This window comes from Sphingomonas sp. MMS12-HWE2-04 (assembly GCF_044881185.1).
Lineage (GTDB): Bacteria > Pseudomonadota > Alphaproteobacteria > Sphingomonadales > Sphingomonadaceae > Sphingomonas.
Genome location: NZ_CP173254.1, coordinates 542,474 through 558,250 on the forward strand (window position 1 = coordinate 542,474; position 15,777 = coordinate 558,250).

Here is a 15,777-nt window from a genome sequence, read left to right on the forward strand (position 1 = left end):
GCAAATGTGACAAGCCGCCCAGCGGCGATGGGTGCACCGGACTCGGGCGGGCCTTCGCTTGCGGGCGTCTGGACGCTCGCGGGAGGCCGGCTCATCATAGCTGAGCCGGGCGGACCCGCAACCGTGCTGGTGCCCAGCGAGCAGGTCCGAATCCTGGCGGTTGATTTGCCGCTCGCGAGCCGCGCCAAGCGGATCGAGGCCTTGCCCTTCGCCGTCGAGGACCAGCTCGCCGAGCCGCCCGAATCGCTCCATCTCGCGCTCGGTGCCGAGATCGCGCCCAAGCGCTATCTGGTCGCCGCGGTTCGCCACGAGGTGATGGCCGCCTGGGTGATGATCGCCGAGGAAGCCGGGCTCGCCCATGCGGCGATGGTTCCCGATGCACTCGCGCTCCCGCGTCCCGACGAAGGGCAATGGGCCGTCGATCTTGCCGAGGATCGCGCCGCAGTGCGTGCCGGCGACGGCACCGGCTTTGCATGCCCGCCCGCGCTGCTGCTCCCCGCCTGGCAGGCGGCGGGGCGTCCGCCGGCCACCGCTTATGGTGGGCCGCTACCCGTCGAGATGGCCGCGGGCGCTGCCGAGCTCGACGGCGCGACGCTTGCCGACAGGCTGCTCGCCCCGGCGCTCGATCTGCGCCAGGGCGCCTATGCCCGCCGCCGTGCCGCCATTCCCAATTTCTGGCGCCGATTCGGCTGGATCGTCGCGATCGGCGCGGCCGCCCATATCGTCATCGCCGCGGCAGACACGCTGGCGCTCCGCGCAATCGCCGATCGCCGCGCCGAGGATCTGCGTGCCGTTACTGCAATCGCCGCGCCCGGCGCCAACCTCAGCAACGATCTCGCCGGCAGCGTTGCCGACCTGCTCCCCACGGGCGGTGGCGCCGCGCCGGACCTGTTCCTGCCGCTGCTCAACCGCGTCTCGGGCGCGCTCGCGCCGCTGGCCGGATCGATCGCGGTCCGCACGATGCGCTTCGAGGCGAGCGCGCTAACGCTCGATCTCGACGGCACCGATCCGGGCCTCGCCGCCCGTGTCGACGCCGCGCTCAAGGCGTCGCGCATCAACGGCACCGTCACGCGCTCGCCCGATGGCTCGATTCGGGTTACGGCGCGCACGGCATGAGAATCATCCTTTCCCGCATGCCCGCGCTCGACGCGGCCCTCGCCCGGTTCGATGCCTGGTGGAGCGGACTGTCGTCGCGTGAGCGGTGGCTGGTCGGCACGATGGCGACGCTGCTTGCGCTGGTCATCCTCGTCTATGGGATCATCAAACCGCTCCAGTCGGCCCGGGCCGAGGCGATTTCCGACATCCGCACCTATGAGACGCTGACCGCACGGGTCCGCGCCGCGGGCACGCTCACAACCGCAAAGCCGCCACAGCGCCAGGGTCTGCCGGTGCGGATCGCCACCGATTCGGCCTCGGCGGTCGGCCTCGCCATCACCCCGGAGGCGATTGCCGGCGGCGCGCGCGTCACCGTTTCAGACACAAGCTACGAGACGCTCACTGCCTGGCTCGCCGATCTGAGCGCAACCAGCACGCTGCGCGTCCGCCGCCTGTCGATCGATCGCACGGCGGTCGCCGGCCGCGTCTCGGCTAGCCTGGACCTCGTCCAATGACCGACACGCTGATCGTCGAAGACCTCGCGACGCTCCCCTATAGCTTCGCACGCCGCAACGGGGTGCTGCTGCGTGCGGGGCCGACGGGTGTCGAATGCGTCCACCGCGCCGGCGTGTCGCTCGATGCGCTGCTCGAGGTCCAGCGGGTCGCGCCCGACGCGCGCTATGTCCAGGTCGCCGACGAGGCGTTCGATGCTGCGCTCGGCCAGGCCTATGGCGGGGCAGGGGGCGCCGCCGCCGAGATCGATCTGGGCGGCATGGACCTGGCCGCGCTCGCCGACAGCGCCGCCTCGGTCGACGATCTGCTCGATACGCGCGACGATGCGCCGGTCATCCGCCTGATCAACGCGCTGCTGCTCGAAGCAGTGAAGGAAGGCGCCTCGGACGTTCATATCGAAACCCAGGAAAAGCGGCTGGTCGTCCGCTTCCGCGTCGACGGCGTGCTGCGGGACATGATCGAGCCACCGCGCGCGCTCGCGCCGCTGCTCGTCAGCCGCATCAAGGTGATGGCCAAGCTCGACATTGCCGAGCGCCGCGTGCCGCAGGACGGCCGCGTCACACTGCGGATCGGCGGGCATGATGTCGACGCCCGCGTCTCGACCATCCCCACCCAGCATGGCGAGCGCGTCGTCCTCCGCCTGCTCGAAAAGGGGTCGCTACGCCTCGACCTCGAAGCGCTGGGCATGAACGCGCGCGACCGGGAGATTTTCTACCGCCTGCTCGATCGACCGCACGGCATGCTGCTCGTCACCGGCCCGACCGGTTCGGGCAAGACGACCACGCTCTACTCGGCGCTCGCCCGGCTCAACGATCGCAAGCGCAACATCATGACGGTCGAGGATCCGATCGAATATGAGCTGCCCGGCATCGGCCAGACCCAGGTCAACGCGCGCACCGACATGACCTTCGCCCGCGGCCTGCGCGCGATCCTGCGCCAGGACCCCGACGTCATCATGGTCGGCGAGATTCGCGACCAGGAAACCGCCGAGGTCGCCGTCCGCTCGGCGATGACCGGTCATTTCGTGCTGTCGACGCTCCACACCAACAGCGCGATCGGCTCGGTGACGCGACTGATCGACATGGGCGTCGAGCGCTATCTGCTCGCGCCGATGCTTGTCGGCGTGGTCGCCCAGCGGCTGGTCCGCAAACTTTGCCCCGAATGCCGCTGGCAGGACGAATCGACCGAGGCCGATTCGCGGCTGCTCGGCGGCGTTCTCAAGCCCGGCAAGAAGATTTGGCGCCGCGGCGGCTGCGACGCGTGTCACGGCGAGGGCTATCGCGGTCGTGCCGGGCTCTACGAAGTCGTGCCGGTCGACGACAGGCTCCAGAAGCTCGTTCATGACGGTGCCTCCGAGGCCGAGCTGGAAAAAGCCGCGCGCAAGCTCGGCCCCAGCCTGCTCGAAGACGGTGTCGCCAAGATCCGCGAAGGCATGACCACCGTCGATGAGGTCGCGCGCGTCACCCGGGAAGAGGCGTGACCGCCTACGCCTATCGCGCCGCGGACCGCACCGGCGCGGCGAAGCGCGGGATCATAGAAGCGTCCTCGCCGGCCGCTGCCCGTGCGTTGCTCCGCGAACAGGCGCTGCTACCGCTCGCCGTCACGCCTGCCGCCGAAAAGGGCCGTTCGTTCGGCAGCATCGAGCTGCCCAGCTTCGGCCGCAACCGCGTCTCGCCGCGCGCGCTCGCCACCATCACCCGCCAGATCGCCACCCTGGTCGGCTCGGACATCGCCGTCGAAGAGGCGCTGCGGCTTGTCGCGACCCAATCGGAACAGCCTGCGGTCAGCTCGCTGCTGCTCGACGTGCGCGGCGCGATCCTCGACGGGCGCAGCTTCGCCGCCGCGCTCTCGGCCCACCCCAAGGCGTTCCCCGAATTCTATCGTGCCTCGGTCGCTGCCGGCGAGTCCTCGGGCCGGCTCACCGACGTGCTCAACCACCTCGCCGAGTTCGTCGAAAACCGCCAGAGCAATGGCCAGAAGCTCCAGCTGGCCTTGCTCTATCCGGCGCTTCTTGCCTGCGTATCGGTCGGGATGATGGTGCTGCTGCTGGTCTATGTCGTCCCCGATATCGTCCGCGTTTTCGTCTCGCGCGGTGCCGATCTGCCGATCCTCACCCGCTTGCTGATCGCGATCAGCTGGTTCCTCCAGAATTTCGGCCTGTATCTTCTGATCGTGCTCGGCCTCGCCGGGTTCGCCGCGGGCCGCTGGGTGCGCGTGCCCGCCAATAAGCTACGCCTTCATCGCTTCTTCAGCGAGAAACGCCCATTCCGCCGATTCAGTCGCCAGCTCAGCGCCGCGCGTTTTGCCGGCAGTCTCGCAACGCTCGTCGGCAGCTCGGTCCCGCTGGTCGAGGCGCTCCATGCAGCCGCCGCAGTGACGCCCAATCACTGGGTGCGTCAGAAGGCGGTCGGCGTCGCCCAGCGGGTTCGCGAAGGCATTTCGCTGCGCGCCGCGATGCAGGAGGCCGGCGTCTTCCCGACGATGCTCGTCGCGATCGTCGCCAGCGGTGAGACGAGCGGCAAGCTTGCCCCCGCGCTCTCCCGCGCCTCGGGCGAACTCGAACGCGAGCTCGATGCGCTGGTGTCGACGCTGGTATCGCTGGTCGAGCCGCTCGTCCTGCTGGTGATGGGCGGGCTCGTGCTGATGATGGTGCTGGCGATCCTGCTGCCGATCATCAACCTGAATAACCTCGTGACGATGTAGGGCTTACATCTCGCCCTGGATGCGCCCCCCTGCGGGCAACCCGAGGAACGGCATCATCGCCGCACCCTCGGGCGTGACCGACAGGTCCAACGCCCCGCTCTCGCTCAGCACGAAATTGACCAGCGTCTGGCGGCGCTGCGCCATCGGGGCGATGCGGATCGTCGTACGCGGGCCGACATGCTCGGCGCTGAGCACCAGGGGCGGCAGGCTCGATGCCGCGCCCGCGCCCTTGGGGCGGCAGCTGCCGGGGTCGCTGGTCGCGTTGCCCGAAAGCATCTGGTCGCCGCCGCCAACGGCAATCCGCTCCATCTCAATCTGCATCGTCAGATCGCAGGTGAACGGCAGGTTGGGCTGGAGCGCCTGGATCAGGCTGCCATCGGCCGATCCACTGACATGGTCGAGCACCACGCGCCCGCCGAAATGGACCAGCGCCTGCCCGCCGAGATCGGTGTTCGGACCCGTAGCCTTCCAGTCGGCGGCAAAGGCGAGGCTGGTCAGCGAGCGGAGCGGCGCCAGGTGCCATTCGAGCTTGGAGCCGCCGGCCAGGCCGACTTCGCCGTTCCACACGGTGCCCGCCACGCCCGTCCGCCACGGCCGATTGTTGAGGAACACGCTCGCCGGCATCGTCACCAGCATCGCCAGCACGTAAGCGGCTATGCCCAGCCCGACGAAGACGATAATACGCCGGCGTGCCAAACCCCCCATATCCGGAGTCGGCAATGGACCGGCGGTCGCTGCTGAGGTTGCTGCAATCAGGCCTGGTCGCGTCAGCGGCATCGGTCGTGCTTCCCTCGTACGCCTTGGCAGCGGCGAAGAAGGACAAACGTCCTGTCGCCCTGCTGGTCCCGCTCACCGGACCGCGAGCGCGGCTGGGCTCTAGCATGCGCGCCGCCGCGTTGCTCGCGGAAAACAGCCAGTTCGTGCTCAGTTTCGACACCGGCGGGACCGCCGCCGGGGCCGCCGCCGCCGCCGCAACCGCGCTCAAGCAGCATCCCGCGCTGATCCTCGGTCCGCTCACTGCCGAGGAAGTTCCCGCCGTATCGAGCACGATCGCCGGGCGGGTGCCGATCATCGCGTTCAGCAACGATTCGGTGCTGCGAACGCAGGGCACCTACATCTTCGGGATCACCGCCGCGCAGGTGACCAGCGCGATCCTGCGCTATGCCCGTTCGCGCGGGATCAAGTCGGTCGCGATGATCGACGACGGCTCGCCGTGGAGCGCCGCCGCAGCGCTCGCCGCGGGCCAGGCCGAGGGCGAGCTCGGCATCCGCGTCCGCATGCTTCCGGTCCGTCCCGGCCAGCCGCTTCCCGATGCCGGCGAGGCGCCCGACGCGGTGCTGCTCCCGGGTAGCGGCGAGGCGGTGCTCTCCGCGGCGCGCGGGCTCAAGGCGACCGGCATCCAGCTGCTCGCGACGCTCCAGGGGCTCGATCACCGGCCCGAGGCGCTCGAAGTGTTGAGCGGCGCCTGGATCGCCAGTCCCGATCCGGTCGCGTTCGGCACCTTCGCCAGCGAGTTCAGCGCGCGCAACGGCGGCAATCCCGGCACGATCGCGGCGCTCGCCTATGACGCTGCGGGCATCGCCAATGCCCTGCGCAACGCCAACACGCTAAACGCCGCGGGGCTGCTCGACGGCAAGGGCTTTCACGGCGTCACCGGGCCGGTGCGCTTCCGTACCGACGGCTCGGTCGCGCGCGACTTCGCGATCCTGGTCGCGCGCCCGCAAGGCTATGAGCCCGTCGCCACCAGCTCGGGTGCGTGATCCGCACCCCGGTTGATCCTCCTGCCGCGCGCCCCGACGCGAGCGATGCCGGCTTCACGCTGATCGAGCTGATGATCTCGATGGCGCTGTTCGCGCTGATCGCGGTCGCCGGGCTCGCGCTGGTAGAGGGGATCATCAAGGTCCAGGGCCGGACCGAGCAAAGGCTCGATCGCCTCGCCGATCTCCAGCGCACGATGTTCGTCGTCGCCAGCGATCTCGACCAGATCGCTTCGGGCCGGATGACCGGCGGCGGCACCACACTGGGCTTCACCCGCGCCGCACCCGGGATCGGCGGCGCCGCCGTGCCGCTGCGCTACACCGCGACCGGCGGCGCGCTGGTGCGCAGCATCGGCCCCGCTCCGCAGGTCGTGCTCGGCGGCATCACTGCCGCGCGCTGGCGCTTCTGGGACGGCGCCTGGGCCGATCGCTGGCCGGTGAGCGACGAAGGCAAGGAGCGCTGGCCGCGCGCCGTCGAACTCGAGATGCAGGTGGCGGGGCCGGGCGGCACGCCGGTGTCGCTGCGTCGCGTCGTCGCGCTGCCCGCGCGTCCCGAAGAGGCCAACCAGTGAGCCGCCGCGAAGACGAGACGGGGATGATCCTCGTCAACGTGCTGATGTTCGTCGCGATCGCCGCGGGCCTCGTGCTGCTGATGATCAACCGCGAGGAACTCGCGCTCGACCGCGCGCTGCGCACCCGCGAGGCGGCGCGCGCGCTGGCAGTGGTGCGCGGCGGCGAGCTCTCCGCGCTGGTCGCGCTACGCCGCGATTCCGAAGTCTCGCCCGAAGTCGATCACCAGGGCGAGCCCTGGGCCAAGCTGTCCGAGGCCGGCGCGCCGATCGAGGGCGGCACCTTCGATCTCGCGATCGCGGACGCCGAAGGCCGCTACAACATCAATTCGGTCCGCGCCGGCGATGCGGCCTCGCTGATCCTGTTCCAGACGATCGCGCGCGAAGCCGGGCTCACCCCCGAGCAGATCGTCGCCGCGATCGAATATGTCCGGCTGCGCGGGCCGGTCACCGATCTGCGGCCGCTGCGCTATGCCGGCGTCGAGCCGGCGGCGGCCACGCGGCTCGAACGGCTGGTGACGGCGCTGCCCGGCATCACTGCGCTCAATCTCAACGCCGCCGACGAGGAGATGCTTTCGATCCTGTTCCGCGATCCGCTGGTCGCGGCGCGTCTCGTCGCGGTGCGCAAGCGCCAGGGCTATCTGACGCTGAAGGACCTGGCGGACCAGAATGTCTCGATGCCCTGGGGCACCAGCTTCCGCTCGAACACCTTCTGGGTGCGCACCCGCGCCACGATAGGCACCACCAGCCAGCAGGCCGCGACGCTGATCCAGCGCCGCCGAACGCCCGACGGCAAGACCGAGGTCCTTCCTGTCGAGCGCTGGCGCAACAGCGCCGTTCCGCCCGGCGCGCCGGCGCTGCCGGTGGCAAAGGGATGATCGAATCCTGGCTTTGGCGGCGCAGGATATTGGGCCAATGGACGCATAAAACCGCCTTTCGGCTAACGCTTCAGTTGCGGCCGTCCGTTCCCCTCCCTGGAAGGGATGGGCTAGGGGTGGGTCAGGAAAGGCCGGGCTCGATGCCCGGCCTTTCCTTTAATCGAGGCTGGTGGGCTCGCCTTCGGCTCGCACCCACCCCCATCCCCTCCCTTGCAGGGAGGGGCGCGCGAGACGGCCACGCTATCGCTCAACGCCCGCTTCCCACCCATCTCCGAGGTTCAGCGGTGCGGCGGCTGAAACAAGCGCTGCCAGGCCACTAACGCCCAGTTTCGGATGTTGGCCTTCTAGCCCTCTCCCGCTTTCGCGGGAGCATCGGGTCGATCATGCCCCCGGCATGATCTGAACAGCGCGGGGCGCTGTTCACCCGATGCTGGTTGGGTGAGGGCCTTCTTCCACCAAGCGAAGGCGCTGAACGCCTGGTAGAAGAAGACCCTCACCCTCCCACCGCCCTTGGCGGCGGGCCCCTCCCTCTCCCGCGAAAGCGGGAGAGGGCTAAGAAGGTCCGCTATCCACCCATAGTCGGTCGTTCGGCGCTTGTTGCAAAGCGGGCGTTATGGATTCACTGCCTAGAGCAGTATCCGGAACAGCGCGCCGCCGCCGGGTGCATCGGTGACGTCGATCGCGCCGCCATGCGCTACCACGATCTGCCGCGCGAGGTTGAGGCCCACGCCGGTGCCGGTCGGCCGGGTGGTGAAGAAGGGCAGGAACACGTCCTGGCGCAGGCCCTCCGGAATGCCGGGGCCATTGTCCTCGACTTCGATCACGCGGGCTTCGCCCTGTGCGAACAGGCGCAGCGCTAACCGGGGCGCCTCGATGCCTGCCATCGCCTGCGCGGCATTCTGCAGCAGATTGATCACCACCTGCGCGAGCAGATCGGGATCGGCGTCGAGCGCCAGCGTTTCGGGCGCCACCAGCGTCAGCGGCACTTCGGGCGTCTTGGCGGCGAACAGCCGCGCCAGTTCCTCGGCCCAGGGGCGCGCGGCGAAGCTCTGGCGCTTGATCTCGGGCGTCTGCGCCACTGCGCGATACGCTTCGATGAAATGCCCGAGACCCTGCGCCCGTCGCGCCAGTGTCGTCACCGCTGCCGAGGCGTCGGCGATGCGCGGATCGCTGGCCAGATCGCGATCGCTGAGCAGTTCGGCGGCTGTCGCGGCGAGCGAGGTCACCGGGGTCAGCGAATTGAGAATCTCATGCGTCAGCACCCGCACCAGATCGGTTTGCGCCGCCATTTCGACGGCGTCGAGCGTCCCTTGAATCGGCTGTACGCTCAGCGCGCGCGTCCGCTGTCCGAGGCGTTCCAAAGTTGCCTGGCGGACCAGCATCCGCTGCGGCCGGCCGTTGATAGTGAGTATCAATAACTCCTCATTCTGCGAACCCTTCGCAAGACGTCTTGCGAACGTCGCGCCATAAGCGACGAAATCCTCAGGGAGCGTGCCGTGCTCGCCGGCGAATAATCGCCGCGCCGACTTGTTGGCGAGCGCAACATGGCCGCCCGCATCGACGGTCAGCACCGCCACCGGCATGTCGTCGATCAGCGCGTCGAGATAGCGCAACTCGCCCGAGACCCGGTCCTGCTCGGCACGAAACCGCGCCAGCGCCTCGTTGAGCGATCCGCCAAGCTCGCCGAACCCCGCGCCGCCCTCGACATCGAATTGCAGCGCGGTGTCGCCGAATTTGAGCGCCTCCAGGAAGCGCGCCACCGTTCGGTTGGTCCGGGTGATGTGCCGCCACAGTCCGGCGAACATGCCGCCGGCCACGCCCAGCGCGACGATCCGCGCCGCGCCGAGACCGGGCGTCGCAAAGGCGGCGATGCAGGCGAGCAGCGCCAGCGTCAGCGCGGCGATCCAGGCGATCAGCCCGATCGTGAAGCGCTGGTCAAAGCCCATGCTTCTCCATTCGCCGATAGAGCGCGGCGCGCGACAGGCCGAGTTCGGCGGCGGCCAGCGAGATGTTGTAGCCGTGCTTCTTCAGCGCCTCCTCCACCAGCCGCCGTTCGACGCGCTCGAGGTTGAGATCGTCCTGCGCGCGCGGCGCCACCACTGCCGCCGGCGCGATCCGCGGCGCAGTCGAGACCAGCGCGAAATCCTCGGGCTCGAGCGGCATGTCGCGCGCGAGGATCACTGCGCGTTCGAGCGCATGGCGGAGCGCGCGGACATTGCCCGGCCAGTCATGGGTGAGCAGCGTGCGCCGCGCCGCCGGGCTCAGCGCGGGGATTTCGCGGCCATAGCGCCGGGCATAATGATCGAGATAATGGTCGATCAACCCCGGCACGTCTTCGAGCCGCTCGCGCAGCGGCGGCAGCCCGATCTCGACGGTGTTGAGCCGGAACAGCAGATCCTGGCGGAAATGGCTCTCGTCATGGAGCTTTTCCGGCGGCAGGTTGGTCGCGGCGATCACCCGGATATCGACCGGGACGGGCTTGTTCGCCCCCACCGGCGTCACCTGGCGCTGCTCGAGTACGGTCAGCAATTTGGGCTGGAGCCGCAGCGGCAAATTGCCGATCTCGTCGAGGAACAACGTGCCGCCATCCGCCGCCTGGATGCGCCCGACACGATCGGTGCGCGCATCGGTGAAGGCGCCCTTCACATGGCCGAACAGCTCGCTGTCGATCAAATCCTCCGAAACCGCGCCGAGATCGACCGTCAGCATCACCTTGTCGGCGCGCAGCGACTGGCGGTGCAGCTCGCGCGCGACCAGTTCCTTGCCGGTGCCGTTCTCGCCGAGCACGAGGACATTGGCTTCGGTCGGCGCTGCGCGCGCAATCAGCGAATGGACGCGCGCCATCGCCGGCGACTGGCCGAGCAGCGGCGACGCGCCGGTGGGCACCGGGGCAGGGCCGGTGCCCTTGTCACCAGCCACTGCCTTGCGCGAACGACGCAGCGAGGCCGCGGTGCGCACCGTTGCCAGCAATTTCTCGTTCGACCACGGCTTGGAGACGAAATCGGTCGCGCCGCGCTTCATCGCCGCCACCGCCACCTGCACCCCGGCATGCGCGGTGATCATCACCACCACCATCTCGGAATCGATTGCGAGCAGCCGATCGAGCCAGGCCAACCCTTCGGCCGCATCGGTTGCCCCGCGGGCGAAATTGGCGTCGAGCAGCACGACGTCGGGCGTGCGCGCCTGGATCGCGGGCAGCGCTTCGTCGGGCGTGTTGGCGATCGCAACATCCGTGAACAGCCGCCGCAGCAATAGCCGCGACGCCATCAGGATATCGTCGTCGTCGTCGATCACGACGCAGAAATCGAATTCAGGTCCGCTCGCCATCGCCCACTCCCGTACCGCGCCTGCGCGGAAGCGGACAATCAAAATGCGTGCCAGCCGTAACGATGTCAGGATTCCCGTCGGTCGCGGGCATTTTGGCACAACTCCTGCTCCAGGGGCGGCGGAGGAGGAGCAATCCGGTGAACCGCATCAACCCCAAGCGCACGCTCGCAGTGCTGCTGGTCGCCGCCGCGCTATCGGCCGCTGCGCTGGCAAAGCCGCCCGCGCTCGACGTCTCGATCGGCGGCGGGCGCGCGCACGCGCTGATCAGCCTGGGCTTTGCCAGTGTCGGGATCGCGTTCGAAACCGGACACGACTGTCCGAAATCGAACGGTTGCACGGGCACGCTGTTGTGATCGCGCTGTGCACCGCTCGCGTAACGATGCTTGGCACAGGGGTTGCAACGGGGTGACCATGGCTATCGTGCGGATGCAGAAAGAAAGAGGGGAGCGCCCGGTCAACGGTGGCGCGATGGACCAGATCGTCGAGACGCGGAAGCTGTCGGTGAAGACGAAGGCCGCGATCGGCGCCGGCATTCTCGTGCTTGCCCTGGCCGCCTTCTGGTGGTTCGCGCCGCGCGGGACCAGCCAGACGGTCGGCGCCGACCGTGTCACCATCTCCACCGTGACGCGCGGCACCTTCGACGATTTCATCCCGCTGCGCGCCCGCGTAACCCCCCTGCTCACCGTCTATATCGATGCGGTCGAGGGCGGTCGGGTCGAGAAGATGCTGGTGGAGGATGGCGCCACCGTTGCCCAGGGCCAGCCGATCGCCTTGCTCTCCAATGCCGAACTCCAGCTCTCGACGCTCGCGCGGCAGACCGAAGTCGAGCAGCAGATCAACAACATGCGCAGCCAGGAACTGGCGCTTGCCCAGACTCGCCTGTCGAACGAGCGCGCGGTACTCGAGGCGGGGCTCGCGCTCGACAAGGCGCGCCGCCAATATGAGCGCGAGAAGCCGCTGGCCGGCAAGGGCTTCGTCACCGCCAAGCAATTCGCGGACACCGAGGCCGATTATCAATATCGCCAGCGCAACCTCGCGGCGCTCAAGCGCAGCCAGTCGACCGACGCGCGGCTGCAGACCAGCCAGCTCTCGCAGCAGCAGGCGGCGGCGCAGTCGATGCAGTCGGGCCTGTCGATCGCGCGCGCCAATCTCGATGCGCTCCAGCTCCGCGCGCCGGTGGCGGGCCAGCTTTCGGGCTTTTCGGTGCAGGTCGGCCAGTCGCTCCAGCGCGGCGAGCGCGTGGGGCAGATCGACAGCCCCGGTCGCAACAAGCTGATCGCCGGCGTCGACGAATTCTATCTCGGCCGCGTCCAGCTCCAGCAGCGTGCCGCGCTCGATTTCGGCGGCAAGCGCTTTCAGGCCAAGGTGACGAAGATCTACCCGCAGGTGCAGAACGGCCAGTTCCAGGTCGATCTGCAGTTCGTCGGCGCCGAGCCCGCCAATATCCAGCGCGGCCAGACGTTGCAGGCCCGCCTCACGCTCGGCGATCCGGCGCCCGCGCTGCTGATCCCCAACGGCGCCTTCTTCAACGAAACCGGCGGCAGCTGGATCTTCGTCGTCGCGCCGGACGGCGGCTCCGCGGTCAAGCGCCAGGTTCGCATGGGCCGCCGCAACGCCGAGTTGGTCGAAATTCTCGAAGGGCTCGAGCCCGGCGAGAAGGTGCTGACCTCGCCCTATACCGGCTTCGCCGACAAGGACCGGCTGGACCTCGGCAAATGAACATCAAGGAAGGGAAATCCATGCTGACGATGCGCGAACTCTCCAAGGTCTACCGCGCCGATACGGTCCAGACGACGGCGCTCGACGCGATCGATCTCGAGATCGCCGATGGCGAGTTCGTCGCAATCATGGGGCCCTCGGGCTGCGGCAAGTCGACGCTGCTCAACATGATCGGGATGCTCGATAGCCCCTCGTCCGGCAGCTATGTGTTCAATGGCCAGGAAGTCGCCGGGCTGCCCGAGAGCAAGCTCGCCGACGTCCGCAAGGAAAATATCGGCTTCATCTTCCAGAGCTTCAATCTGGTCGACGAGCTCTCCGTCCGCGACAATGTCGAGCTGGCGCTTCTCTATCACAGCGTCCCCGCGGCGGAGCGCAGGCGCCGTGTCGACGAGGTGATGGATCGCGTCGGCATCGCCCACCGCGCGAAGCATCGCCCCAGCCAGCTTTCGGGCGGGCAGCAGCAGCGCGTCGCCGTCGCCCGCGCGCTCGTCGCCAGCCCCAAGCTGATCCTTGCCGACGAACCGACCGGCAATCTCGACACGCATCACGGCGAGGAAGTGATGAAGATGCTCCAGGCGCTGAACGCCGAGGGCTCGACCATCGTGATGGTCACCCATTCGCCCGCCCATGCCGATTATGCCGGGCGCATCGTCAACATGCTCGACGGCCGCATCCTCCAGGAACGTCGCCGCGCGGCGTGAGGCGGGGATGACACCCGAAGGCTGGGGTTTGCGGAGGGAAACCGGAAATGTGGCGTAACTACCTGACGATCGCGTTGCGGCTGTTGGCCCAGAACCGCATCTACGCCGCGATCAACATCGGCGGGCTCGCGCTGGGGCTCGCCGGCAGCCTGCTGATCCTCAACTATGTCCGCTACGAAAGCAGTTACGATAGCTGGCTGCCCGAGAGCGACCGGCTTTATCAGGTCCAGACCAAGTTCAACCTGCCCGGCCAACCTGCGGTGGCGCTTCAGAGCAGCCCATTCATTGTCTACGAGAAGTTGCCCGGTGCCTTCCCCCAAGTCGAGGCTGTCACGTCGCTCAGCCCGGGCAAGAGCGTGAGCGAACGTGGCGGTCAGCCGCGCTTCATCAATTCAGTGTCGGTCGACGCCAACTTTTTCGATGTCCTCGACCTGCCCTTTGCGCAGGGGCGTGCCGCCACTGCGCTGCCCGACACCAATTCGATTGTGCTCACCGAAAGCGAGGCCATGCGCCAGCTTGGCACCACCGATGCCTTGGGCAAGTCGCTCAGCCTAGGCGCTGGGCCGGGGAAGCGCGACTATCGCGTCACTGCCGTGCTCCGCGACTTGCCGCGCAACACCAGTCTCCGACTCGGTCTCATTTTCCGACGCGATATCAACCAGATTCCCCCCGAGGCGCGCAACTGGAGCAATGTCGGCCAGCATCATTTCGTCCGGCTGCGCCGCGCCAGCGATGCCGCAACAATCAACGCCGGGCTACCCGCCTGGGAGAAGCGCAACATTCCCGACGCGGTAATCGACGGAAAGCCTGCGACGATGTCGGATGCGGTCGACCTCCGGCTGGTGCCGCTGACCGACGTTCATCTCGGCAATGCCGACAAGTTCGCGCTCAGGCCGCTGGGCGATCCGCGCGCGCTCGCCACCTTCGCAGTCGTGGCCTTCCTCACGCTGGCAATGGCGGTGATGAACTTCGTCAATCTATCGACAGCGCGCGCCACTCAGCGTGCCCGCGAGGTCTCGCTTCGAAAGGTCCTCGGCGCGTCGCGCGGCCAGTTGATCGCCCAGTTCCTTGGGGAAAGCGTGGTGATGGCGGGGGTGGCGATGCTGCTCGCGTTGACTATTGTCGAACTCGCGACGCCATGGATCAGCGCCGCGCTCGGCGCCGACATCCGCATTGCCTATCTCGGCCCAGCCGGGATGTTCCTGCCGGCGTGCGCGCTGTTCCTCGCGACCGGGCTGCTGGGCGGGCTCTACCCGGCTTTCTATCTCAGCCGCTTCCATCCCGCCGAAGTGCTGCGCGCCAACAAATCCGCGATCGAGACACCAGGCAATGGTCGCTTCCGCACTGCGCTGGTGATGATCCAGTTCGCCATCGCGATCGGGCTGATCGCCTCGACCTGGGTGATCTATTCCCAGACGCGCTTTGTCGAGACGGTCGACCCGGGGTATCGCCGCGACGGGCTGATCCAGATCGCCAATGCCTGGCGCTTCGCAAAGGGCAGCGAATACGAAGCCGCGCGTGTCGCAATGCTTGCGATCCCCGGGGTGACGCGAACCGCGCGCAGCGACATCGAAGTCGCTGGCGCCGGCTCTACGGTCCGCCTCGTGCAGGCGCCGAAAGCCACCGAATTTCTGTCGATGAGCTATAACAGCGTCGACGCCGAATTCTTCCAGACTTCGGATATCGAGCTCCTCGCTGGGCGCCGGCTAGACGATCGCTTCGCTTCGGACCGTGTGCTCGCCGGCAACCCGCAGGCGCTGGTTGCGCGTGGACTGAATGTCGTGATCAACCGCGCCGCTGCTACCAAGTTCGGTTTCCGCAGTCCGCGCGCTGCAATCGGACAGGCGATTCGGGTGTCGGCCGGTGGACCCGAGATGGTGCCGAGCATCGTGGTCGGCGTCGTCGAGGACGCGCGCTTCTATGGCGCACGAGCCGCGATCGATCCTGCGATCTTTGCCTATGATCCAGAGCCTGCGAGCCAAGTTCTGGTTCGCTTCGCCGCAGCGCGGCCGGGCGAGGTGATGGCGGCGCTAGGCAAGGTCTGGCGCAAGTTCGAGCCCGAGATTCCGTTCGAGGCACGCTACGTCGACGACATCGCCCGCGAACTCTACGCCGCCGATCGCGCACGCGGCGCGCTGTTCGCCGGTTTCTCGGCGCTGGCGGTGCTGATCGCCTGCCTGGGGCTCTACAGCCTTGCCTCGTTCGCCACCGAGCGGCGGACGCGTGAGATCGGCATCCGCAAGGTGCTCGGCGCCAAGGTGCGCCACATCGTACAGTTGCTCGCCTGGCAGTTCTCCAAGCCGGTGGTGCTCGCCAACCTGATCGCCTGGCCGGCGGCATGGTGGGCGATGCGCGAATGGCTCAACGGCTTCGACCAGCGCATCGTGTTAACGGCGGAACCCTTCCTCGTTGCCGGCCTGGTCGCGCTGGTCATCGCGATCGCGACCGTCGCCGGTCAGTCGCTGCGGGTCGCCCGCACCAATCCCATCCACGCTCTCCGCTACGAGTAGGAACA

At 68.1% G+C, this 15,777-nt stretch carries 14 protein-coding genes; 11 read left to right on the forward strand and 3 right to left on the reverse strand.

From position 1 onward, the window contains the following. Positions 1 to 6: 6 nt before the first annotated feature. From gspL to AB2M62_RS02520, 4 genes are read left to right on the forward strand one after another with little or no spacing between them, the layout of a single operon-like run. Positions 7 to 1,116, forward strand: a complete 1,110-nt coding sequence (gene gspL / locus AB2M62_RS02505; RefSeq protein ID WP_404337521.1) for a type II secretion system protein GspL — start codon at positions 7 to 9, stop codon at positions 1,114 to 1,116. Next, a complete protein-coding gene (gene gspM, locus AB2M62_RS02510; RefSeq protein WP_404337523.1) occupies positions 1,113 to 1,610 on the forward strand; it encodes a type II secretion system protein GspM in 498 nt (165 codons plus the stop codon). The genes gspL and gspM overlap by 4 nt, the downstream gene beginning before the upstream one ends. After that, a complete protein-coding gene (gene gspE / locus AB2M62_RS02515; protein ID WP_404337524.1) occupies positions 1,607 to 3,088 on the forward strand; it encodes a type II secretion system ATPase GspE in 1,482 nt (493 codons plus the stop codon). The genes gspM and gspE overlap by 4 nt, the downstream gene beginning before the upstream one ends. Beyond that, positions 3,085 to 4,311, forward strand: coding sequence for a type II secretion system F family protein (locus AB2M62_RS02520; protein WP_404337525.1), 1,227 nt, complete (start codon positions 3,085 to 3,087; stop codon positions 4,309 to 4,311). Before gspE ends, AB2M62_RS02520 begins: the two co-directional genes overlap by 4 nt. 3 nt (positions 4,312 to 4,314) lie before the next feature. Here the strand turns inward: AB2M62_RS02520 and AB2M62_RS02525 are convergent, their stop codons facing one another. Further along, the gene (locus AB2M62_RS02525; protein WP_404337527.1) at positions 4,315 to 5,007 is read right to left on the reverse strand and encodes a hypothetical protein; all 693 of its coding nucleotides are present in this window, start codon (positions 5,005 to 5,007) and stop codon (positions 4,315 to 4,317) included. 185 nt (positions 5,008 to 5,192) lie between these two features. Between AB2M62_RS02525 and AB2M62_RS02530 the strand changes: the two genes are divergently transcribed. The 3 genes from AB2M62_RS02530 to AB2M62_RS02540 are packed head-to-tail and all read left to right on the forward strand — an operon-like array spanning position 5,193 to position 7,515. After that, positions 5,193 to 6,071 carry an ABC transporter substrate-binding protein gene (locus AB2M62_RS02530; RefSeq protein ID WP_404337529.1) on the forward strand — a complete coding sequence of 293 codons (879 nt, stop codon included), beginning with the start codon at positions 5,193 to 5,195 and terminating at the stop codon, positions 6,069 to 6,071. Further along, a complete protein-coding gene (locus AB2M62_RS02535) occupies positions 6,068 to 6,640 on the forward strand; it encodes a prepilin-type N-terminal cleavage/methylation domain-containing protein (RefSeq protein ID WP_404337530.1) in 573 nt (190 codons plus the stop codon). Before AB2M62_RS02530 ends, AB2M62_RS02535 begins: the two co-directional genes overlap by 4 nt. Then, complete coding sequence (locus tag AB2M62_RS02540; RefSeq protein ID WP_404337532.1) at positions 6,637 to 7,515, forward strand: general secretion pathway protein GspK; 879 nt, start codon at positions 6,637 to 6,639, stop codon at positions 7,513 to 7,515. The genes AB2M62_RS02535 and AB2M62_RS02540 overlap by 4 nt, the downstream gene beginning before the upstream one ends. Positions 7,516 to 8,141: 626 nt before the next feature. Here the strand turns inward: AB2M62_RS02540 and AB2M62_RS02545 are convergent. Together AB2M62_RS02545 and AB2M62_RS02550 are read right to left on the reverse strand one after the other, a co-directional pair. Further along, the gene (locus AB2M62_RS02545; protein ID WP_404337533.1) at positions 8,142 to 9,461 is read right to left on the reverse strand and encodes a sensor histidine kinase; all 1,320 of its coding nucleotides are present in this window, start codon (positions 9,459 to 9,461) and stop codon (positions 8,142 to 8,144) included. After that, entirely contained in the window at positions 9,451 to 10,842 is a 1,392-nt protein-coding gene (locus AB2M62_RS02550; protein ID WP_404337535.1) for a sigma-54-dependent transcriptional regulator, read from the reverse strand. The genes AB2M62_RS02545 and AB2M62_RS02550 overlap by 11 nt, the downstream gene beginning before the upstream one ends. Before the next feature lie 137 nt (positions 10,843 to 10,979). On the opposite strand from AB2M62_RS02550, the gene AB2M62_RS02555 reads away from it, so the two are divergent. From AB2M62_RS02555 to AB2M62_RS02570, 4 genes are all read left to right on the forward strand, one after another. Next, complete coding sequence (locus AB2M62_RS02555; RefSeq protein WP_404337536.1) at positions 10,980 to 11,195, forward strand: hypothetical protein; 216 nt, start codon at positions 10,980 to 10,982, stop codon at positions 11,193 to 11,195. 73 nt (positions 11,196 to 11,268) lie between these two features. Beyond that, a complete protein-coding gene (locus AB2M62_RS02560) occupies positions 11,269 to 12,561 on the forward strand; it encodes an efflux RND transporter periplasmic adaptor subunit (protein WP_404337538.1) in 1,293 nt (430 codons plus the stop codon). Positions 12,562 to 12,581: 20 nt separating this feature from the next. Next, positions 12,582 to 13,262, forward strand: coding sequence for an ABC transporter ATP-binding protein (locus AB2M62_RS02565; protein WP_404337540.1), 681 nt, complete (start codon positions 12,582 to 12,584; stop codon positions 13,260 to 13,262). Positions 13,263 to 13,309: 47 nt separating this feature from the next. Next, the gene (locus AB2M62_RS02570) at positions 13,310 to 15,772 is read left to right on the forward strand and encodes an FtsX-like permease family protein (RefSeq protein WP_404337542.1); all 2,463 of its coding nucleotides are present in this window, start codon (positions 13,310 to 13,312) and stop codon (positions 15,770 to 15,772) included. The last annotated feature ends 5 nt before the right edge of the window (positions 15,773 to 15,777 follow it).